15 protein-coding genes and 1 pseudogene are annotated in these 22,371 nt (G+C 36.2%); 8 read left to right on the forward strand and 8 right to left on the reverse strand.

The window, feature by feature from the left end:
• Nucleotides 1-5: 5 nt before the first annotated feature.
• Both WNY98_RS17195 and WNY98_RS17200 read right to left on the reverse strand, forming a co-directional pair.
• Nucleotides 6-1,202 carry an AAA family ATPase gene (locus WNY98_RS17195; RefSeq protein WP_342878496.1) on the reverse strand — a complete coding sequence of 399 codons (1,197 nt, stop codon included), beginning with the start codon at nucleotides 1,200-1,202 and terminating at the stop codon, nucleotides 6-8.
• Nucleotides 1,203-1,561: 359 nt separating this feature from the next.
• Nucleotides 1,562-2,626, reverse strand: coding sequence for a replication initiation protein (locus tag WNY98_RS17200; protein WP_342878497.1), 1,065 nt, complete (start codon nucleotides 2,624-2,626; stop codon nucleotides 1,562-1,564).
• Between the two features lie 1,165 nt (nucleotides 2,627-3,791).
• On the opposite strand from WNY98_RS17200, the gene WNY98_RS17205 reads away from it, so the two are divergent.
• From WNY98_RS17205 to WNY98_RS17215, 3 genes are all read left to right on the forward strand, one after another.
• Entirely contained in the window at nucleotides 3,792-4,568 is a 777-nt protein-coding gene (locus tag WNY98_RS17205) for a hypothetical protein (protein ID WP_342878498.1), read from the forward strand.
• Nucleotides 4,569-4,857: 289 nt separating this feature from the next.
• Complete coding sequence (locus WNY98_RS17210) at nucleotides 4,858-5,913, forward strand: PIN domain-containing protein (RefSeq protein WP_342878499.1); 1,056 nt, start codon at nucleotides 4,858-4,860, stop codon at nucleotides 5,911-5,913.
• Nucleotides 5,914-5,999: 86 nt separating this feature from the next.
• Nucleotides 6,000-6,359 carry an aldehyde-activating protein gene (locus WNY98_RS17215; RefSeq protein ID WP_342878500.1) on the forward strand — a complete coding sequence of 120 codons (360 nt, stop codon included), beginning with the start codon at nucleotides 6,000-6,002 and terminating at the stop codon, nucleotides 6,357-6,359.
• Between the two features lie 49 nt (nucleotides 6,360-6,408).
• Here WNY98_RS17215 and WNY98_RS17220 read toward each other — a convergent pair.
• Nucleotides 6,409-7,567: pseudogene (locus WNY98_RS17220) on the reverse strand (IS30 family transposase).
• Nucleotides 7,568-8,277: 710 nt separating this feature from the next.
• Here WNY98_RS17220 and WNY98_RS17225 point away from each other — a divergent pair.
• The 3 genes from WNY98_RS17225 to WNY98_RS17235 all read left to right on the forward strand — a co-directional run bounded on the left by WNY98_RS17225 (nucleotide 8,278) and on the right by WNY98_RS17235 (nucleotide 10,755).
• Complete coding sequence (locus WNY98_RS17225; protein WP_342878501.1) at nucleotides 8,278-8,670, forward strand: hypothetical protein; 393 nt, start codon at nucleotides 8,278-8,280, stop codon at nucleotides 8,668-8,670.
• Nucleotides 8,671-8,800: 130 nt separating this feature from the next.
• Complete coding sequence (locus WNY98_RS17230; RefSeq protein ID WP_342878502.1) at nucleotides 8,801-9,085, forward strand: hypothetical protein; 285 nt, start codon at nucleotides 8,801-8,803, stop codon at nucleotides 9,083-9,085.
• 707 nt (nucleotides 9,086-9,792) lie between these two features.
• Nucleotides 9,793-10,755 carry a replication initiation protein gene (locus tag WNY98_RS17235; protein WP_165743609.1) on the forward strand — a complete coding sequence of 321 codons (963 nt, stop codon included), beginning with the start codon at nucleotides 9,793-9,795 and terminating at the stop codon, nucleotides 10,753-10,755.
• A 24-nt stretch (nucleotides 10,756-10,779) separates the two neighbouring features.
• On the opposite strand, the gene WNY98_RS17240 is transcribed toward WNY98_RS17235, so the two are convergent.
• Nucleotides 10,780-11,658, reverse strand: a complete 879-nt coding sequence (locus WNY98_RS17240) for a hypothetical protein (protein ID WP_342878503.1) — start codon at nucleotides 11,656-11,658, stop codon at nucleotides 10,780-10,782.
• 813 nt (nucleotides 11,659-12,471) lie between these two features.
• Between WNY98_RS17240 and WNY98_RS17245 the strand changes: the two genes are divergently transcribed.
• Both WNY98_RS17245 and WNY98_RS17250 read left to right on the forward strand, forming a co-directional pair.
• Nucleotides 12,472-12,672, forward strand: a complete 201-nt coding sequence (locus WNY98_RS17245) for a hypothetical protein (protein WP_342878504.1) — start codon at nucleotides 12,472-12,474, stop codon at nucleotides 12,670-12,672.
• Nucleotides 12,673-14,089: 1,417 nt separating this feature from the next.
• Nucleotides 14,090-15,157: a PDDEXK nuclease domain-containing protein gene (locus WNY98_RS17250; RefSeq protein ID WP_342878505.1), complete on the forward strand. Its 1,068-nt coding sequence runs from the start codon at nucleotides 14,090-14,092 to the stop codon at nucleotides 15,155-15,157.
• A gap of 107 nt (nucleotides 15,158-15,264) precedes the next feature.
• On the opposite strand, the gene WNY98_RS17255 is transcribed toward WNY98_RS17250, so the two are convergent.
• The 4 genes from WNY98_RS17255 to WNY98_RS17270 all read right to left on the reverse strand — a co-directional run bounded on the left by WNY98_RS17255 (nucleotide 15,265) and on the right by WNY98_RS17270 (nucleotide 22,295).
• Nucleotides 15,265-16,125, reverse strand: coding sequence for a DNA replication terminus site-binding protein (locus tag WNY98_RS17255; protein WP_342878506.1), 861 nt, complete (start codon nucleotides 16,123-16,125; stop codon nucleotides 15,265-15,267).
• Nucleotides 16,126-16,257: 132 nt separating this feature from the next.
• Nucleotides 16,258-17,196 carry a site-specific integrase gene (locus tag WNY98_RS17260; RefSeq protein WP_055255542.1) on the reverse strand — a complete coding sequence of 313 codons (939 nt, stop codon included), beginning with the start codon at nucleotides 17,194-17,196 and terminating at the stop codon, nucleotides 16,258-16,260.
• 381 nt (nucleotides 17,197-17,577) lie between these two features.
• Nucleotides 17,578-19,536 (reverse strand): sulfatase, encoded by a 1,959-nt coding sequence (locus WNY98_RS17265; RefSeq protein WP_342878507.1) that lies wholly within the window; start codon nucleotides 19,534-19,536, stop codon nucleotides 17,578-17,580.
• Nucleotides 19,537-19,595: 59 nt separating this feature from the next.
• Nucleotides 19,596-22,295, reverse strand: coding sequence for a hypothetical protein (locus WNY98_RS17270; RefSeq protein WP_342878508.1), 2,700 nt, complete (start codon nucleotides 22,293-22,295; stop codon nucleotides 19,596-19,598).
• Nucleotides 22,296-22,371 lie beyond the last annotated feature (76 nt).

A 22,371-nucleotide genomic window follows, 5' to 3' on the forward strand; every position in this document is an offset into this window, starting at 1 on the left:
GTGGTCTAGCCTTTGTTTTTTCTATTAAACGTAATTGTGTCAAATACTGAACGAGTGAATTCTTCAGCCTTTAAACGCGCTTTTTTCAACGCATCTCTATCACCAGGATAAAATTTTGGATTAGTTGAAAAAACAGTACCAAAACTCTCACCACAACGTTCAAATGCTGTTGATAACGGCAAAGACGTATCTAGCATATCTGCACCGCAAACCTCACGAAGCAAACTTTGAGCATCAGCGTGATCTGACTTCCTCGCAATCTTAGCCATATATCCGAATATTGAACTAAGTTTAATTTCGCTGCCTGCAGTTTCGGTCATGTCGAAAAGCTCAGGGAGTCTTTGCATAAATTTCAATGTCGAGTGAAAATCAACCTGAGCAGGGGGGACTGGTATTAAAAATGTATCAGCTGCAACAAATGAGTTTAATAAAAATGCATCTAAGTGAGGTCCTGAATCAATAAAAATAAAATCATAATCGTGTTTTAGTTTGTTAATTATATTTTCTTGAAGAACGTCATATATATTTTGTCCAGGTAAATGCTCATTTGCTAACTTTTCGAATTGAGAGGCTATAAATGCGTCCTCAATAGAGGCAGGTATAATATCTACGCCAGATACGTTCGATGGTTTAACAAACTCTTCCAATAACTCTTCACGGCTTACATTCTGTAGCATTGCTTGGGCAACAGTTTCGTCTACAACGCCAATAGAAAGGTCGTGTTTCATAAACATTGTTGCACTGGCCTGTGGATCTAGGTCGAGCACTAATATTCTCAAATCATGGTGAAGTAGGGCAGGGGTGCACCTTAAGCCGTGAGCGAGAGTTACGCTGGAGACCGTCTTCGCAACGCCACCTTTGAGGTTTGTAAGGAAAATTGTATGGGCTTCTTTAAATTTATCACGGTATTTAGGAACACCTCTGTGTTCATAAAGAGCGGTAATATCTTTATGGCCCATACTATAAACATTATTTAATCCGGCCTGCTTTTTTTGGAATTGATATCCTTTTTGCTCCATCTCAGCTACAGCCTTATCAACTTTTGCCTTAGCTAGTTCTGGTAAATTTGCGACTGCGGATTTTGAGTATGTAGGTTCATACTTTTCAGCATTAAATTCTATCTGAGAATTAGTAATTTTCTCTGACAATGCCTCCAGGGTTAGTTTCGCCCTAGTGGCTATTTTTAGTATTCTGTCATCCATCAGCTTACCTTGAAATATGCAGCATTTTATAAAGTTAACATATAATGCTGCATATCAATGAGTTTGTAAACACTAAATGGAATAATTGGTTTCTTTTTTAATTGCTATGTATTTCAATGTTATGCACTTATACACAGATACTATAAATTATATTATTACTATTAAAGAATATAGAGACTATTAATATATAGACTTCTTATCTCATTGAAAAATAATGGTTTTTATCCTGTTTTAGATCAGTTTAATGGTGTTTTAGATCACTTTAATGGTATTGATGATCATATTGTTGGTATTAGTGATCACAAAAATGGTATTACTGATCATATTACTGGTGTTGTGATTACACATTTATGGTGTACTTAGTAGTCGATATCCTTGGTTAACTCTATTAAAGAATTAACTTCATCTCTTAGCTGTTTCTCTTTTTCATTTACTGTATTCTTACTTAGAACCATACTTCTATTTAGAGCCTTTTCAACTTTATCCGCCTCATCATCCTGGCCGAGGTAACGATAAGCAAACATCAGTTGTGTTAGTTCTGCAGGAGATAGCTTTTCCTTTTGAATTAATTGCTTAGAAATTAGTTCTTTCACTGTATTTAGTGCATCATGAGTGTTCAATTCTTCAGTAGTGCCTTTATTTAGCCATCTAATCAGAAATTTTATTTCAGAAATTTTATTACCCTGTGTTTTTAATTCATAACCAATGTCGCTACTTTCGTTTTCTAAAAATAAAAACTCTTTACGAGCAATTGGGTGTTCTCGTAAAATTTCGATGCTATCTCTAACGCAGCGTTTCATGAATACACCGTTGTTTTTAAATGAACTTTTATTTTTTTTCAGTCGCCCACTTTCATCGAGTAAACCAAAAAGTCCCTTAAGCTCTTCAATTGCAATGTAATGCATTTCATAACCGTCTTTCTTAAATCGGCTTAAAATTTCGTACAATCTTTTTGCGTATTCTTGTTTTATATCTAAATATGTTCTTGTTGTTATTAATGCAAACCCTTGTTTATATTCAATATATTCACTTTCAAGCATGTCGTTAGGCACCATTGTTAATAGGCCTCTTTTATACTTAATATTTTTAAAAAGAGGTTTGTAATCAAATTCAATTTCGCCAGAGGTTCCTTCTACTTTTATACCTATTTTGTAGCTTGCAAGTCGTTCAGCAGCAGGAGATAAAATACTGCCAACATGCTTAGAGCTGATATTCAGCCATTCTGATAGCTGGCTTGCTGTATATGTGTACTGTGGTGTGCTTTTTTCCCAATCTGAATCTTTCATCTGGGCCATCATCAGTGCAAACAAATCCGCCTCTCTTTGCGACAGGTCTTTGCGGCTGAATACAAGTTTGTGCCCTTGTTTTATATGTTTAGGTAAATTTGAACGAGAAATTGGGTTTGGGTTTAGTTTTTTTTCCATTTTCACACCAGGTATCTGTAATCAATAAGCTTAAAATACACAATACTGGTCAACAACACCAGTTTTGTGTATTTGAAACGGTTGTTTTACATAAAACTGGTGTTTTTTACCGGTTTTATGTAATCGATAAATTTATTATTATTGAAAAACACTATATTTCAATGACTTGCTATTAGGGGGGTTATAAAAATAACAAGATAATGGTGTTTCTATACCAGTATTATGTTATCTAAAATTATAAAAAACCATAATTGTGTTATCTCAATTTGTTTATTAAGCCTTTAAACTAAGTCTTACTCGAATATAGAGTACAAAATAATGGTGTTTTTAGTGTAATTACCATAATTATGTAAAGTTAATCGCCAAAGGTTACATATTTATGGTGTATTTAAGGAGGTATTCGACAGTGAATACATAATTCTGGTGTATTTAACAAGAATTATGTATTGATAACTTGTTTCCACATTGTGGAACGTATTTCCATACCTACTATTTATTTATATGGGAGGCGGCTTAGAGCGATTACCGGCCAGTCAAAAACGGTGGCGCATGACATCACCTTTGATTTATTGATAGCCCTCACTGTTAATTATCATCTTGCTTGCTGCATCAAGTCAATGAGTTAATCTGCATAACTTCTCAGACTAGTCGCGACTGTGCGTGAGGAAAAGATCATTGCTTAACTGTTAAACATTAGGTTTAATAAGCACATAATAAATACTGAGTACGTTATGTTTTAAAGTTTCGGAGTCACCAGCTCCGTATGTCGCTTGGTAGGCGGCTAAAGGGCGATACCTTATTTAGAGCAGGAGCTCGAAGTTTGGGCTGGTTGTGCCAGCAGAAATCGTCCGATTTGAGGTTGCTTATACTAGTCATAGCACCTCAGGCCGCTCGCAAGGCGGGATATAAAACGAGTCTTTCATGACTCAACCGGTTGAGTCGGTATAGTGGAATTTAACCATGAAAACCAAACTCAGCATTGAAGTTAAGTTTGATGTGGCGAAGGTTATTACAGCGCTTAGCGGCCTTGTATTAGCAATAGCTCATATCGCTCAATACTTCTAAAAAAGTCCAAGGGGTATTGCAAATGCCCCTTGGCACCAAACATAACAAGGCATTGCTGATCCTGCCTGCGGCACTCTGACTCTTTAAGCGTCCCACAATATTGGCGTTATATGTATATCAACATGGAGTACTATCTATCAACTGGAAAATAGAAAAAGTATTTCGGTTATTTTTTCCCGAATTTTCTAATAAGGTTACTTGGACTGTTATTATTGCGGGACTCGGCTTAACGTCATCTTCAATTCTTCAAAACATCTTAAATGAAATTTTAGCGACAGAATTTAATATTAAAATTCTTGGTAGCTACGATTCTCTCGTGGGTATAGTTCTTATTACTTTGGGCTTAACTCACAACATACTTTTACAAAGAGAAAAAACAAAAATAGAAGTTAATGGAAGGTTTGATAGTGAAGCAAAGAAGGAAGCACTATCACGAGAGCATGATTTAAAGCTTTACCAAAAAGTGACGAAAGGCTTCGAGGAATATTTTCTAACAGAATATATATCTTCGCTAACGGACGACCATTCATATAGCAGAAATGATAAAGCTAGATTACACGACTTTGTTTATTATTCACAAGAAACTGAGTATGACTTTCTTAATACAGAATTAAATGAAAAATTTACTGAATTTGGTCAAGCTTTATCAAAAGTCATGAACTGGACTGCACTTCATTTTTTCCATCATCCATCACATATCGTTATGGAAAATCAAACGTATTGCCTCTATCCTGAGCTAAATCCTGACCGCGGTGGCGAAGATGATCGTCTTGGTAAATACAATAAGCATGCACTTGAAATTGTCAATTTAACTGATGAGTTGTTAGAAAAGTATAAACTGTTTCGTAGCTGCGTTAAGCGTGAATTATACATATAATGTGGCGTTACCACTGTCTGCAATTGGCACTTTTACGAAGTTCGGCTAAGAGCGATCAGCGGTCATTCAGGTGAGTCGTCATTAGCTTGGTAAGAATAAGGAGAAACTTTCCTCTTTTTTACATGTTATATACGCTACAGAAAGCATAATATTGGTAGCTGGTAATAGCTTACACTATTTACTATTAATGTAAGTTCACAAAGTAAGGACGTTTTCGCGCTAAAAAGGGAAAGTGTCCTCTGATAAAGTGTTAAATCTTCAGTATCAGTATCATTGCAAGGAGACTCTGTTGGAAACTAGAAATGTATTTATCGATACGCAAGCAATAATGCGTCAAGGGTTTAAGTTCGAAAATAGAGTGTTGTCTAAGTTAAGTCAGCTTGGAGAATCAGGAAAACTAAACATTCTAATTTCTGAAGTAGTAAAGAATGAAGTTGCGAGCAAAATTACAGAAAAACTAGCTGTAGTAGAAAAATCCAAATCTGAGATTGAAAAGGCTGTATCAATAATTGAGGGGAGCATTCCTACCGAAATTGATGAAGCAATAGCCAAACTAGATACTCAAAGTTTAACTGAGTTAGCTATATCTGGATGGGAAAAGTACATATCGGATTCTAATATTTCAGTCATTGACCCTAATGATATTTGCAATAGTGAATTATTGTCACTTTATTTTGATGGCGCATTTCCATTTAGCGAAGGAAAGAAAAAAGATGAATTCCCTGATGCAATTTCTTTACTTAGCTTAAAAGCTTGGGCTGAGGATGAAGTAGAGTCAGTCTATGTTATAAGTGACGACAAGGACTTGAAAGGGTTTTGTGCCAGTTTTTCTCCATTTATTAGTGTGAATAAACTCACTGAGTTTCTAGACATATATAACAGGGCTGAAGAACGACTGACAACTATCGTTCACTCCTATGTAGATAAAGAAGCGGACTGGATCAGAGAATCTATTAGAGATGCCTATGTTGAATGCGATTTTGACTATTCTGATAATTGGGAAGCAGAAGTCGAGAATGTAAAAGTAACGCACGATCAAATTGTTGAAGTTGATGTCGTTGCAATTGATGAAGAATCAGCGACATTGAGCCTTAAGGTGAGAATAGAGTGTACGGCAGATGTCAGTGGTCCTGATTATGATAATTCTATTTGGGATGGTGAAGATAAAGAGTACATATATGTCGAAAAATTTAGTCAAAATATGGATTTTGATGAATATTACGATGTTTCAATGAAAATTGAGTTTAGCGAAGAAGATGAAGAACTGACCGAAATTTATGACATCTTGATAGATGGAGGTAGCTCAATAACTCTTCAGTTTGATGATGAATACCCATATAAGTGATTTAACAAAGCGCTGCTACGGAAAATTTAGTCGCTAGCGCTCCAAAATTTCCGCAGAGCGCGGCGTTAAGTGTTCAAGGAGGAAACATGGTCAAAGCTACTTGTCATTGCGGCAATATCGTTATAACAGCAGACATGCTACTAGAATCCATTACCAGTTGTAATTGTTCAATGTGTTACCGGCTGGGTGCTCTTTGGGCTTATTACACAGTCGATCAAGTTGATATTAAAGTAAAATCAGAGGCTACTGTTTATTTGTGGGGTAGCAAAGTTCGCTCATATCATTCTTGCACTTTTTGTGGTTGTACGACTCACTACACACAAAAAAGAGATGACGGTACAAATAGGGTCGCAATCAACACCAGAATGGCTACTCCTGAGCTATTTAAGTCCGTTCATGTTAGGTTTTTCGATGGTGCTGGTACCTTTAAATATGTTGAGCAATAGAGCACTTACAAGAGTCTAAGGTTACGAACGTCCGCAATTGGTTGTGAGTTCAACCACTCGATGCAACACACTGATTAAATCGCTCCGCAGGTGTTTCGTATTCCAGTGTTTTCCGCGGTCTCTCATTAAGTTGTCTGGCAACTTGGTTTAATCTTATCTGAGAATGCTCATTTAAGTGAGTTCCTTTTGGAAAGTATTGTCTTAATAGCCTATTTGTATTTTCATTGGAACCGCGTTGCCAAGGTGATTGTGGATCGCAGAAATATACTTGAATATCTGTAGCTAGAGTAAAGTCTTTATGATTAGTAAGCTCACATCCTCTGTCCCAAGTTAATGATTTATAAAGCTCTGCTGGCAACTTATTAGCTTGTTTAATCAACGCTTCGATTACTGGCTTTGTTTTATTACTAGGTACTTTCACTAACATTACATACCTAGAGTGTCGCTCAACTAGAGTCGCGATAAAACTGTTTCCTGAGCCTTGGATCAAGTCTCCCTCCCAGTGGCCTGGAACAGCTCTGCCTTCAACATTTGATGGCCTTTCACTAATTGGTACAGCGTCGACTATCCTTCCTAACCCTTTACCTTTAAGAGTGGCATGCTTTGATTTCCTGACTACCCGCTGCGTTCGTAAATGCTTTTGTAGCTCTTTTTTTAAAGCACCGCGGGTTTGTATATAGGGTTTTATATATTGTTTCGTGCGACACATTCAAATCCTCATCATTGGGATATCTCCGCCTAAGCCAACCAGATATTTGCTGAGGTGACCATGCAGATTCCATCTTTTGAGAAATGATTAAACATAATTCTTTGTTGCCATACAGCTTACAAGGCTTAGGGCGTTTGGCATTTTCCCAGGCAACTTTGTCAGCTTTACTCGCTCGATATTTTTTAATCCCGCCGTGGCGGTTTACTTCACGGCAAATAGTGGAAGGAGAGCGATTAAGATATCTCGCTATTTCTCGAAGTGACTTACCTATTGCTAACCCTCGTGAAATGTCTTCTCGTTCTGCAAGAGTTAGTGTTGTTGGTGAGCGTTTGGGCTCAAGCGGCCGAACACCACCTGTTTTATGGATAATGCCTAATATAGATGAATGGTATCGATCAAATAATCTTGCTATATCATGCGCACTATCACCGCGCTGATATCGATCCCAAATTAACCTTCTTTGTTCTGCATTATAATAAATACGTTTTCTCTGTTTCATGTAAACGCTCCTTTAATTAATAATAAGGATAGCGTTGCATTCACCAGTTGAACTCACAGCACACAAGAGCCGTTCGCTAGTAAAACTTGAAAGGCAGCAATCCTCGGTAATAATTACCCATCGGTAAAAGCTCTTAGTGTGTTTTAGAAGTCGACGCGCTGTCGTTATAGTCACTCTGGAAACCATCAGCCTATATACTCTTACTCTCTACTTAGTAAGTTAGTTTGATAATTTTTTGCAGAATAATTAATCTAATTCTCACTTCAAAGCACTTACTTTAATAGACGCCTAAAACAATTTCTCGTTGTGTTTGAAATTTACCTACTAAAAAACATAATTATTTTTAGATCGTAATTACGATAATAAATTTCAATAGGGCGCTGTATTTAATGATAAACCAGTAGCTTATAAATATTTTGGGAATTCTCAATTTGAGTAAATGGCACTGTTCAAGTAAAGGCTAGAAAGACCATAAATTTAACTTTCTTTATTGTGTGTGAGAACAAGTTTTATCAAAATTAGTGTCAGTACTATCGCTGGTATTATCCAAATAAAATCAGTCATATTGTTCATTCTCGAGGTTGTTCAGTCACTTCCCAACATTAATGATTTTTATTATTTTTGCAAATTTAGCCTACATAAACGTGATTTTCTATTTTTACCCACCGCTTGGCCCTAGTTAATTTCAGGACAATTAACGAGGACAAATAATGAAAAATACTAAATCTCAATTCATTCGGCAATACGTTCGAGCCAGCAAATCGCCTTGGGATGACTGCTCTACAATTTTATTGCTAGCAGATGTAGTTAACGAGCAAGCGATGGAGTTAAATTTCAATAATTACATCTATTTACATAGAGATAGCGTTGGAAAAATACTTGGGATTAGCATTTCAAATAGTATGTTAGAAAAAAATCCGAGTTTCGAGAATCGATATTTAGAGGGAGTAGATATGACGCTTTTTTTACTTATCTACATAGAGCAAATAACGCAGTTTTGTGAGTTTTTCTCTGAGGAGTTTCAGCAAATATTTATGCAAACGCCAACTACATTTTTTGCAGCAGCAGAGAGTGATTGGGTCGATATTATCGACAATGCATAACCCCCTAAGCGAACATTTGTTCGCTTTTTTTTATAATTTTTTTCGTAAATAGATTTAAATTCCCATGCATGATTATTACCTAATAATGAGTTATCGATTTTGATAACAAATCATACAAGGAAAGTTAAGTATGGAAAGCACATATGTATCAACATTGGATTTTTTAAATTTATTACACACATTTAGCCGAGTAATTACCACGAATGACCATCAGATAAACTTATTAGAATTACGCAGTGATAATGCGAATTTAGATGAGCTTTGGGAGGTTATTGGCTCTGAAATTACAGCGAATAAAACACTAAATGAGTTTGCCATGCGAAAACTCACCTACGAACTTATGCATGCTCTGATTAGCGACCCAGTAGAGCGTGTGGAGCTGCCGTGTGACTTCGAGGATGATGTTTATCCCTAGGGTCTAATTGAAAAAATTAACGATTGAAACTGAGGTCATAATGGTTATTTTCAAAATCAAAATAACAGCCTAATCATATCTCCCAAAATATGCCTGAATCATTATTTGCTGATTCGTTGCCCTAACTGCAATAGCGTTTAATAGGGCATTTTACTCAGTTACTGAGTATCAAACCTGGGAGGGGGTCCTGCGCAAATACAGGGTTTCGTTACGATGCCTCAAAAGCGAGGTCATTGTAATCATGTTTGGCAAGGTGGATAGGTCAAATGCACAAGGGAGGTAGATTTATGTCTATCTCCCTTTTGCGTATTTCAGTAAGTCAGTTCACTCAGTAGTTTTATTACAAATGATAGTGGCGGGGTAAAAAAATAAAAAATAAAAAATAATTAATTTATTTTTTAACCGTCAGAAATAAACTAATAAAAAATAGAAAGTGGCAAATGTGCCTTTATTTTTATTTTTTCTATTTTAATACTTTTAGAGGGTGTTATCTTATTGAAATTAAATGAAATATTTACTGTGTTTGTGGGCAATTTATATGTTTGTTGTGGCGCTTTATACGAAATGAGTGGGCAATTTATACGGTTTAGGAGGACACTTTACCGTGAATAAATAAAAATTTTATTTACCAAAAAACTTACCGAAATTTCTTTTATTGGTTGAGCCGCGGTTAGCATAACTGCATCAACTAGAAATAAGGTAGTGACATGAGCAGTAAAAATTCTCCAAAAATTGTTTTCGCCAATAAGCTATTACATGCGGGATATTCGCTAGAGATTAATGAGCAGCGATTAATAAATCTCGCGCTGTCTAAGGTTAATTCAAAAAAGCCTAACCCAGGAAAAATTGTGATTTATCCAACGGAATATGCCAAGTGTTTCGGCCTCAATAAAAGCAGTGTCTATGAGCAGCTGAGCGCAGCTGCAGAGTCACTAAGAGATAAATTTGTCACTATTTTAGATGATAAAGATGAAGCGTTTTCAATCCCTTGGGTGAGCAATACCACATACGAAAAGCTGAAAAACCAAGGGTCGTTTATTACACTGGAGTTTTCAGAAGCCATCGAGCCGTATATTTTTAATATAAAGGGTGATTTCACAGAGTTATTTTTTCATAACACAGTAAAATTAAACAACCTAGCATCATTTCGGCTCTACGCACTTCTAAATAGGGTGCGAAATTATAAAAATTACAAACGGAAGGGCGAGGTAGTTGTGAATTTTCAGTTGCCAGAGATGAAACAGAAATTATTTTTATCCGAATCATATGGAGCATGGCGGGATTTTAAAAATCGCGTACTGCTACCTGCTATTGAAAAAATCAATGCCCACACAGATATATGCGTAAAGTTTAAGCCAAAAAAAATGGGCAATTGTATTACTGCGATTGAGTTTGCGTACAGCACTCAATGCCCTAGTAAAAGTGAACATATAGCTAGGCCAAATCTATTTCGCCGCCCTAGAGTTAAAAAAGGGTCAGCTAAAGAGGGCGAGTGGGCTCGTGCAAACCTCACGTTATTAAGAACTTATGAGTTGTTAAAACAGAATCAAAATCCTACTTTTAAGCTGAAAAAAGCAGATGTAAGGCGTTGCGTGGAATATGCAAAAATCCTTGGTGACGATGAATCTAAGATTTTTTACTCTAAACAATTGAATAAAAAACAACCATAACGCCTTAATGTTTATACTACTGCATTACGAGTAAAACATTTTTTCAATTTCAGAGCACAATTTAGTTCGGTATATTATTGAGGCACGCAGCAGTTCAGCATCGCTTTCACTGAGAAGTGGTGCGCGCGACTTCTTGTCAAAACGTTGCGGCATTTCCTCAAATAACTGTTCGTGGAGTCGTTTTATATCATCAAAAATTTTGACCGACTGAGAGAATAAAAAAATCTTACTGTAATCGCGTTTTTTTAACGAGGCCAAATATTTTAACAAAATGACCTGCCGTGCCGTTTTATTTTTAAAAGAGTGCTCAACCTCAATAGCGACTATTGAGCCATCTATGAGTCGCACAGCACCATCTACCGTTCGTATATCAGATAGGTTATTAATACGTTTAAATTCAGGCTCGGTAATGAATCCACTCCACATTGGCGCATATGTTTCATCACTGTGATAATTGTGTATACCGCGCAGCATGACAAATGCGTTAATTAGATTATGCATTATATTATTTTGATTGAATTGCAAAGCGGGGTTTCTATTTGCTCTAAAATGTATGTCGATGCCCATTAATTCCTCTGCGAATTTGGCAGCAGTGTAGGTAGGCACATAAACGCGACCGTCTGGGCTTCGGTGTGTTTTTACCACACGCAATAGCCCATCGTTTTCTAGCCGGTTTAAATGCTCTAGTGCTAACCGATGGTTGATGCAATATAACCAACGAATAATCCCTGGTGTAACAATAGAAAATCGAATAGCAATTAAAACGGTTAATCTAGTTCGGTTAACGCCTTTTTGATAGTTATTTGCGCCTGGATAATACCGCATATCAATATCAAAATAGCGAGGGTAGTGAGTATGAAGAGTGTTGTTCGTTTCCAAATTTATTGATGGTTGTTGTGTCATTTTCTAAAATCTTTCTGGCTAGTTAATTAGTAAAATTAACTAGTACCGCAACACAAAAATTATCATCATTTTAAAATTAAATTGCCGTTTTTCATTCCGAGAAGCTTTAACAGCATGCACGTAATGATTGCTGCGATAATAATCGCAACAAAAGCCGCTGTCAGCGGATGGCCTCGTCGCTGTGCTACTCAACCATAGGGTCTAAAACGCCCGCCAGCTCTGGTGTTGCTCCGCAACGAGCTGACTCGACGCGCTATCGCGCTAGCGTTTTAGACCCTGCGCGAATGCACCGAGCTACGCTCTGTACCAACCGCCATACTGCCGCGCCTGACAATGCAATGGGTGCCCCATAATTTGCATTTTTCATCTGCTGTAATTTTCTGCGAAAATAGATGGTTCGATATCAATTTGTGCCAAAATGATATCGAATTTCGCTGATGCGAAACACTATCGCGGTTGGTACAGACCAGCTGTACATTCGCGCGACTCCATACATTTCCGGCTTCGCCTCCAACGTATTACGCGAGCTATTGGTCTCATTCTGAGACGCTATTTTTGCAGTTTGTCGTGCCGAAAAATGCGTTTTAAAAAATCTGTCTTGCAGACAAAAGCCGCCTCCAAATTAAACTTATTAATGAATTTTTTAGAAAAGAATAAAAGGTTTTTACCTAATAAAATTAGGTGGAGTAAGGGAAGGGCTAATTGCTTAATTCAAACTGTTTGTTGCTGAGCTGCGCAGTCAAACAAGTTTGTTTTTTATCACGAAATCATTAAATTTGAAAGCATAAATTAACAATTAATAAGGTTTGAAAAATGAAAAACAATGACGTTACTGATATCGCTATTAACCCAACAACAGGATTACCTATCACAAATGCGAGCGCTAACATCTTAGACGTTGGGGGCAATGTGGTGGGCCAATCTAATCGAGTAATGACTGTTTATGAAATTGAAGATTCGATAGCGGATTCTATAGGAGATGATTGTTTTGATGCATTTAATGACGGCTTTTAATGCCCAAAATTTTAAAAGCTTTTAGCCAATACCGAATAGAAGTTGCCTATTCGGTTATAGCATTTAGTGGCTCAGGGTTACTGTTTTTACAGTACCAATCAACTAAAAATTTCGCTTGGTTTATCGTCCTGAGTTTGTTTTGCACTAAAATGGGTATTGGCATAATTAACTATGAGCAATATTGTCAGAGAAATAATCCAAGCATGAGAGTCATGCTAAAATATTTGTTATTTAAATTTGTATAAACCTGTTTATTTGTCCTTAAAGTAAAGCGCTCCGAGTTAATCAGGGCGCTTTTTTGTTGAAAGCATTAATTAGACTGTCACCATATAAAAAAGATAAAGGTTTATATAAAAATGAGTTTTTAAAACTATTAAATACGACTGAATAGGAGAGGGTAACTTAGAGGGGAGTTGGTTCAATGAGTTGATAGACATGCAAAAATACATACCTACCAACCACAAGGAATATACAAATTAGTTTTCATATACCTCTGCTTACGCAAAGGGTAAAAATTAGTAGTTACAATTGCTAACTAAATTTTCTTTACTACAGTGTTTTGTCGCTCACCCCCGCTAAAGCGGGGAAACCAATTTAGCAGCACGACAGTCTGACTAAACTTTTTACTACAGTGTTTTGTCGCTCACCCCCGCTAAAGCGGGGAAACCAATTTAGTAGCACGACTGTCTAACTAAATTTTTTACTACGGCATTTGCCGTTCACCCCCGCCAAAGCGGGGAACCCAACTTAGTAGCACAACAGGCTGACTAATTTTTATGAACTAATTGTATATTTTTAGTATTCTCCATTTACCACGGAGACTGCAGAGGAATAACATAGCTAACCTCTTATGTTTCGAACTTTAAATGCTCCTGTTTTATAATGCAAGCCTTTTATTGTTTTTAATTTAAAAATAACTCGAACGGCAATATTTGTAGGTTTTTAATGGTTTTTCGAAGAAGATAGGTGTTTTTTGTTGCAAGATGATGATTTGAGTTAAAACGTTTTATTAACCTAAAAGCAAAATCACACTGTGTTTTTTAGTTGTTTTTAGATAAAGATAAGCGAGGGATGCTTGTTAAGTATTAAAAGTTGTTTGTTAAAGGTTGCTTTAAATATTGAGACGAACGTTTTTATATAAAGGGAGCATTTCGCTCCCAGATATCAGTAATACGATTCATGTAACTTCACTTTATTAAACAATAGAGCAAGTAAAGCCAGCAAATTTACGATAGCTACATTTCTAATTCTAGGCTTAACATGAGATACCGCGATCTATGTGTTTAACATGTATGGAGTGATAGAATGGAGAGCCTGATTCATACCATATATTACTAATTAACACTCAAAAATCCACGACCTTTGCGGTATGATAAGCCAATAATTTATATTGATATTTTTGCCTGGGAGAGGTTCCTTGGACTCAGCACCTAAAAAGCACACTACTCAAAAAAACAGCCCTAGCACTTCCAATAGTGCATTACTAAGCGATATCAAGTCGGTAATCGTAGAAGCGCGCGCCCTTGTTAGGCAAACAGTCAATAACACAATGGTACATGCGTATTGGCAAATTGGACGTTTAATTGTAGAAGATGAGCAGCTAGGTAATACTCGTGCTCAATACGGTAAAAAAATACTTAAAAGCCTTTCCACTCAATTAACAGCAGAGCTTGGTAAAGGGTTTGATGTAACTAACTTGCGTAATATGAGGCGCTTTTATCTCGCGTTTGAAAAACAAGAGACACTGTCTCTCGAATTAAGTTGGTCGCATTATAATGTGCTTGCACGTATAGAAAATCCAGCTGCACGCTTATGGTATATGGAAGAGTCAGCACAGCAGCATTGGAGTGTCAGGGCACTAGAACGTCAGATTGGTACGCTTTATTACGAGCGATTACTTTCGAGTAAAAATAAACAACCTGTAGAGCAAGAGGCACAAGAAAAAACACAAGTATTGGTTGAGTCAGCAAAAGACTACCTGCGCGATCCTTACATTTTGGACTTTTTAAATCTACAAGATAAAAGCTATCAAGAAAATGAACTAGAGCAGGGCATAATAAATAACTTGCAACAATTTCTATTGGAACTAGGTAAAGGCTTTGCGTTTGTTGAGCGGCAAAAGCGCCTGCGCTTTGACGATGAAGACTTTTATATAGACCTCGTTTTTTACAATTTTAAGCTTAAGTGTTTTTTATTACTCGATCTAAAAATTGGCAAGCTTAAACATCAAGATGTAGGGCAAATGGATACATACATTCGTTTGTACGATGAGCGTTACACCAGCGAAGGTGATAACCCTACTATCGGCCTTGTGTTATGCAGTGAAAAAAGTGAAGCAGTAGTAAAATACTCGGTACTGAGTGATCGTAAACAACTTTTTGCAGCAAAATATTTAGCTCACCTTCCCACCGAAGAAGAGCTTCGCATAGAGCTTCAAAAAGAGCGAGAGCGCGTTCAGGCACAGCTACGTAAGCAGCAAGAATAAAACTAAATATAATAATTCTGATAATTAATGTTTTTAGAGTCCAGGCTAATTTATTAGAGCAGCCCGATAAGTAAAATCATAATTTCCACATTGTGGAAAAACTAAAGTTACAACGCGTATAGACGATTGATCATATATTCTAGTTTGTTAAGTTGAGTATTTTTTACGGTAAAGTTTTTTAACTTCTTAATTTTTACTAGATGATCACTAGCGACTATAAAAGGTAAATGCGCGTGGCGTAAAATACTGGGACTGTTATCTATGAAGGAAATGTTCGCCATAGGCGCTGGTGTTAGGGGCCTTTTTATTTTAATTGGTTCATCTCTCTTACGTTGTTGTACCAGGTGAAGTTCTTGTCCAACAAAGTAACACCACTCACTCTTTGTTACCCCTTTGGGCGGGTGTTTCATACTATTATTTAGATAATCACACATTTTTTCATAGGTAAAACATTTAACGCTAAATTTATTACACCAACTAAAGCTAATTCTTCTTGTGTTTACTAGTGGAGGCAATATATGTCTGTAAACCTGTAAAGTAATAGCATTAGGGGCTACAGATTGAATAATTTCTCGTTTTTTTTCCGCTGTGATTTTTGAAGAAGAGATGGCCTTTTTTATATTATCTTTATGGATATTACAGCTTTTTATAAGTGAAGAGAGTTTAGCTGAGTACTTTTTTTCTACCATTAATACTCCCGGTAATCTAAAAGGGTACTTAGCATTACTTTTTGCTACTGGATTAAATTGTTTATAAGAGCTGATTATTTTGCTTTGTGCGGTAAAGCCGCTAATGTGTGATAGCTCTATTGGTTGATTATCTGCGACGGTTGAAGGCGATGAATATACTTGTGGGATAATAGTACAATTAGCACTGAGGGGTTCAATGCTATGCAACTCCTGATAAAGGTTATCAGTTAAATTTGTAAGAGCTGTAAAGTTTAAATCAACTTGAGTAAATAAATCCATTTTTATACCATCATACTTTTATCAATATAACGCAACTATATCTTTACTTATGATGGCTTATATAGAACTAAAGCTTATCATGCTAAAGATTGTTACGGTTTTCAAATAAGTATGATGGTATAAAAAAGTGCTTTATACAAATAATTTATCCAATACCGTTTTATCTATTTCTCGCTGCTCCGTTTTAATGTAGATCTCAGTTGTTTTTATACTGGAATGCCCCATTAGCTTTGAAATATGCTGAATATTAGCGCCATTACGACTTAACCAAGTTGCATACGAACGCCTAAGAGAGTGAGGAGTTATTCCAGCTGATACCAAACCATATGTTTTGCATAGTAGGTATATAGATTCTGAAGAAAAGTGCGGGATCTCGTCTATATTGTTTGTGCTTACACTTTTATGAAGTTCGCCAGATTTATAGACTCGTGTAAATACAGCACCTTCTTTATAACCACGTATAACCATCCATTCTTTTAGCGCTTTCATAGTTATGGGATGAATAGCAACAGTACGTTCTTTTCCGCCTTTTCCATCAAAGGTTATTTTATTACCGGTTAAATCAATTGCGCTTAACTTTAATTTAGCTAATTCAAACCGGCGTAAACCGCAACCGATGAGTAAATGGAATATAGCCTGATCTCTTATTTTTTTTGTATTAGTAAGTGCGAGCGCCTCTATTGTATTTAGCAAATGTGCAAAATCACTTTGCGATAAGGTGGCGTGTAGCTTTTTTTTCCCGAGCATAGGTGGCTTAACTGATTTAACTCGCTCCCAATGTAGTGAATTTATTTGACCCAGCAGAAAAGCTTCCCTCAAAACACTTTTTGTAATAGATAGGTAAAGGCCTATTGTTTCATAAGATAAACCTTTATCTTTTAACAGGGCGACTAGACTATTTAGTGTATTCCTATCAAAGCGAGCCCAGTTAATACTGTAGTAATTACTCTGGCCTAACTTTTGTGCAATTGAATGAAGTACACGTAGTGCAGTACTTTTTGATGAAACAGCCCTAAGAGAGTTTATATATGCATATACAGGGCATTCGTTATTTTTAATTACTAAGGGCATTTTTTGCTTAAAGGGTGCTAATACTTGAGATTTTAATAAATGATCAAAACGTGTTTTGATAAATAGCCTCCTTATTTACGCCTACATATACTGGAATAAGTTAAGTGTAATTCATTTTTAAATAAATAACTAACGTAAATGTTTATTTACGTTAGTTATTGTTATGTTAAATTGGCTGCCGTTAATTTTTATGCTGCTAGTTAGTGAAAACAAATCCATTTGCTACATCTTTAGCGATTCACCTATAGAAGTGATTTATTAAAGTGATTAAGCTAATTGAACTAAAGAGAAGGTTGTTAGGCAGCTATCTTTTATAAGCCTAATGAATATTTAAAATCTGAATGTAACGACCGAAATCATCAGTCGTTACATCTAGCGATATTATATATTTTTCAGATAGTCCATCCGAGCTTTAAACCAACCATCGACAGTTCGTTTATGAAAACTTTCCATTGAAGTACCACGTGTTTCTGTACTATTTTTCCATAATTTATTTAATTCAATATTAAAAGCAATACCTAATGTGTCATGTAATTGAGTAGCAATATTTAATATAGCCAGAGCAGTTAAAGGATCTTTAGCCTGTTTTACTAAATCTTCTAGTTCTAACTGCGGTGAAACCCCATTATTCAAAGCTAAATACTGAATAGCACGACTTCGGTTAATTAGGTTAATGTCAGACTGTCTAATTTTCTCAATAATAGGCAGGAATTCATTTGCTTTATCGCCAAATGCTAATACAGCATTCATCGCCCAATACCGTTCCCATTGTTCATTTGATAACAATACTGCCTTTAATTTATTTTTTACTTGTTCAAACGGTTGTAGGCTCATATCTATTATATTGATAAAGCGGGCAATATTACTTTTGTGCTTTAAACCAAAAGTATTGGGCTCATCTTTTGCAATATCGACTAAATAAGATTCAGGATAAAAGGCTAAATCGGGCATTGATTGCAGCTTTTTTTGTAATCCGGCACGCATTTTAATAACTTTTTCAGTATATTGCGGCAATAGTGCTAAATTTTTAGTTTCAAAAGGGTCTTGTTCAAGGTCGTATAATGCCTCTAATGGCTTATGTTTAAAAAAAGCACTTTGTACAGAGTTTAACTTATTAGCCTTAAATAAATGTTTCCACTCTCGGTAAGCCGCTTGTTTATAACGATAACTTGAAAACAATCCATCAGGGTTAAAGGGTAAATAGTTACGAATATATTTATATTTACCTTTTCGAAAGCCCCTTACCATATCGTATTTTTCATCAAATCTATCGGCAAATGAAAAGTTTGCATCACGCTTATTTAAATCATCTAAACTTAAATTTTTTGACAAAAAACTTTCGCCATCCTGCAACTTAGATTTAGGCAAACCTGCCAGTTCAAGCAAGGTAGGGGCAAAATCTATAAAACTAATAACGCCATCTACTCGAGTTGATAGCTTAGCTTGTAAATCTTTATGTAATAAATGTCGAAAATTCTTTGGTACACGAACGACTAAAGGAACATTAAGCCCTCTTTCTGAAACAAACCCTTTGCTACCTGGTAAAACACCACCATGATCACCAAAATAAAATATGAACGTATCTTCTAATAATCCTTCCTCTTTAAGCTGATTTATTACCACTCCCATCTCTTTATCCACTTTTTTATGTAAGTCGAGATAACGAGCGTATGTATATCTGAATAGTTCAGTATTGGGGTGGATAGGATCTAATTCTACTGAATTGGGATTATGTATCGTTGGTAAATTTTCTATATCACTTTCAGGAAAGTGTAGCTTTCCTTCATGCGTAGTTTTCCACGTTTGCATATGAAAGAAAGGTTGGCCTGCTTTACGATTATGCCAGCTAGCTCCCTTTTTTGAAGAGCTCCAATTACTTTCTGGTGAGACAAAGTTATAATCTTCTTTGGCATCATTTGACGTGTAATAACCTGCTTTAGTCAGGTAATCACTTATTGTACTTAATTCTCTAGGTAAGTTTATACGCTCAAATGGGCGGTGATATTCCATTGCTAATTTAGCAGGGTAGGCACCCAAGGCGAGCGTTGTTCTTGCTGTTGAGCATACAGGCGAATTAGAAAATGCATTATTAAACACTAAGCCTTGCTTTGCCAAAGACTCTATATTTGGCATTTCAGCGCCTTTAGCGTTATATAATTTTAAATATCTTTTCGAGTTATCTTCAGATACCAACCAAACAAAGTTTGGCCTTTTTCCAATAGTCTTTTTGGAAATAGGCGAACCATCATTCGATATAGCAGAAGACTCACAACCGGATAGCAGAGCTGAAGCAAGGCATATCGTTAGTATATGTCTCATTCCTAATTTTTTTATTGTCATAATATTCCATCACTTATCAAGATACAAAAATAGCGGCACTCAGTACGCTCATTTAGTTACTAGTAACCAACATCAAAAAATCGAACTGATCCAGCAAGAACAGTAACTTTCATTTTATTATCAGTTATATGAAACTCTTCTTTAGATAAAATATCTTTTACCCATTTCGTTTTTTTATGAAAATGTATAGTTACATCTCTATCTTGAGGGTCAATATAGCCTTGATCGACTAAAATAATACGGCTATGTTTCTCGTCTAATTTAATTACAGACCAAGCAGAGCCTTCAACACGTATAGGTAAATTTTGTTCTCCGAGCTCAATTGAGTGTTGCATCACTGGATAAAATTCTTCTACACCTATCTCTTTATCATTACTAAAACCGACTCTTCCATTTGATACAAAATAAGGGGTATTTTGTTTTTTTAATTGCGCTGCAGATTCTATAGGGGCGATTGGGATCATACCATTTGGCATTGGCGGAATGAAATTCAACCATCTATATTGCACACCTAAGGCCGCTCTAGAATAATCATACTCTGGCAAGTTTGTACCCGCCCATTGAATTTGCCCTAAACTCATCAAAGCATTGGAGTCATTTTCACTATAGTGATTCATTTCGTGATGATTAGTTATTGAATGAGCTAACTCTATGTCTACATCTTTTATTAGCATCCATGAACCGATTGATTGCATTGCATCTTTTTCAACAATTGGTAAAACACCCGACTTCATTAGTGCAAATAGAACATTTAATCCTGGCTGCTCGGTGTAACGGCTATTAAAAATAATACCCATTCTTGAACCATACGCAGCTCTTAACACGGCAGTTCTAAGGTAGGGAGATACACTGCGCTGTCCACCAGGGCTAAGAGGACGCCAACTGGTTGGGTTATCATCAACAAGTCTCATTGCATAATCGTTAACATAGCCACCTAAAAACATGCCAACTCTACCGGTAAAATTTATATCTTGCGTACGTGATGTCGTATCCTCTGCAGAAGGAACTAAAATATCAGCGTACTGCCCAGAAAAAAACATATCTTTCCAAGGTTGCTGTTGAGAAGTCGTAGCCCAAAAAACATCTTTATATCTAAAATATAATTTTGCTTTACCTTGCTTACGCATCGCTTTGGCTAAGCGTGGCATGTACTCCGAGATAAAATAAAGTACTCTTGGATCTTTCGGGTCGTGCATTTCAGCATATAAAAAGCCAAGAGCGGTATTAGGAGCGGCCTCTAATATAGCCTCCATTGTGTCAATACTAACTCCAAATGGGTCTATACCGTGACCAGACCAAACAACAAAACTTTTTCCTTTGGCCTCAAATGCCTTCGCTTTTTTAATTAATTGCTCTCGCGTATCTTTGTATTTACCTCGGCGATCTTGCTTAAGCGCAATTTTGCCTATTTTTTTAACTAATTGGCTGCGATCCCATTTTTCAGTCCATCGCTCTTGGGCTACGCTAAGGAAATCGGCACCATTGAGTTTTGCCACATCACTATTTAGCTCTGCTTTAGTTAGCATTACCCAAGGTTTATTAGATTTTTTTTGGTAACTTGGCATTTCAAAAGCTAACGTTTGTTTATACAAATCATTAATATTTTTTTCAACTTGCGCTAACCGACCAGTTAATTGATGAGGAGTGTCTAACCAATCTTTATTATTTAAATCAAAACTATAAATAGTATTACCTCCACCAATTTGGCCTGCCGCAAAAAGTTTTTCGCTAGTGGCTGATAACTCTATATCATTAAAAATAAGGCCTGTGTGCTTTTCGCCAACTTGTTTTATTAACTTTCCTTTTGCATCAATTAAATAAGTAAGTCCCCCAAATTGAAGTACTATTTCGTTATACTTAGGTAATAGTGATGTGCCGTACACATGCGCATAACGCTGTCTGTGTGCAGATGCTATTTTAAAGTCTGCAATACGTTTAAATTTGCTATTGTAACCAACAAATGATGCAGCAGACTTTTGACCACTTTTATAATCACCGAAAAATAATAAATCGTCTAAACCATCCTGATCTAAGTCTGCGATGTCGATATCCGTTATCATCATATTTTTAGAAATGTCTTTAACATTTCGATCTGCAGGGCTAATTTCGCTTATTACATTCTTCGATTTAGGGTCAATAAATCCCATAAAATCCCAACGATACTTATCACGCTCTAAAGTAAAAACAAATAAGCTGTCTTTGTCGCTGGATAAAAAACGACCTGATTCTATTTTGCGAACCACGCCCTCTAATTTTGTTTCGCTGAGTAGTTGTCCATTGCTATTTAATTCATACAAAATAAAGTTATTTCCCCCTGCGTAGATCCGTTTCTCGCCGTCAACGACCGCTACTGCAACTTCACTAAAGCGAACTTTTTTAGGTGGAGTAAATTTCCAAAGAGGAGATACCTTATTTCTAGATGTGGTATCCCATGCATAAATACTTCCATCAGCACTTGCTGCTATTAGCTCATCAGATTTATCATTATTTAAATCCGTACTATTTATCTCAAAAAGTACCGCTTTCTCTTGAGTTGCGCTTCGCCACAGCTCTTCACCATTTGAATTATAACTTGCTACAGCACCATCTAATTCAGATGTATAAACAACGGGTCGACCATTGACTGTTCCACTTGTAATTTGACGAAGACCATTACCCTGTGTCGTAAAATAATCTTGTGAAACTTCACTTGCAAAGCTGCTAACACAGAAAAGTAACGTTATTGATGCCGCGCTTAAGTTATTAAAAATTTTTTTCATTGATAGACCCTCACCTTCAGGTGAATTGAGAAACTTTAATATAATGTGTGTGTTTTAATGCGATAGTTAAATATTT

The sequence above is a fragment of the Pseudoalteromonas sp. AS71 genome (assembly GCF_038900275.1).
Lineage (GTDB): Bacteria > Pseudomonadota > Gammaproteobacteria > Enterobacterales > Alteromonadaceae > Pseudoalteromonas.

Coding starts and splice junctions, on each gene's coding strand:
- WNY98_RS17195 (WP_342878496.1), bottom strand. CDS start 1,202: ATGGATGACAGAATACTAAAAATAGCCACTAGGGCGAAACTAACCCTG.
- WNY98_RS17200 (WP_342878497.1), bottom strand. CDS start 2,626: ATGGAAAAAAAACTAAACCCAAACCCAATTTCTCGTTCAAATTTACCT.
- WNY98_RS17215 (WP_342878500.1), top strand. CDS start 6,000: ATGGTCAAAGCTACTTGTCATTGCGGCAATATCGTTATAACAGCAGAC.
- WNY98_RS17225 (WP_342878501.1), top strand. CDS start 8,278: ATGAAAAATACTAAATCTCAATTCATTCGGCAATACGTTCGAGCCAGC.
- WNY98_RS17230 (WP_342878502.1), top strand. CDS start 8,801: ATGGAAAGCACATATGTATCAACATTGGATTTTTTAAATTTATTACAC.
- WNY98_RS17235 (WP_165743609.1), top strand. CDS start 9,793: ATGAGCAGTAAAAATTCTCCAAAAATTGTTTTCGCCAATAAGCTATTA.
- WNY98_RS17240 (WP_342878503.1), bottom strand. CDS start 11,658: ATGACACAACAACCATCAATAAATTTGGAAACGAACAACACTCTTCAT.
- WNY98_RS17245 (WP_342878504.1), top strand. CDS start 12,472: ATGAAAAACAATGACGTTACTGATATCGCTATTAACCCAACAACAGGA.
- WNY98_RS17255 (WP_342878506.1), bottom strand. CDS start 16,125: ATGGATTTATTTACTCAAGTTGATTTAAACTTTACAGCTCTTACAAAT.
- WNY98_RS17260 (WP_055255542.1), bottom strand. CDS start 17,196: ATGCCCTTAGTAATTAAAAATAACGAATGCCCTGTATATGCATATATA.
- WNY98_RS17265 (WP_342878507.1), bottom strand. CDS start 19,536: ATGACAATAAAAAAATTAGGAATGAGACATATACTAACGATATGCCTT.
- WNY98_RS17270 (WP_342878508.1), bottom strand. CDS start 22,295: ATGAAAAAAATTTTTAATAACTTAAGCGCGGCATCAATAACGTTACTT.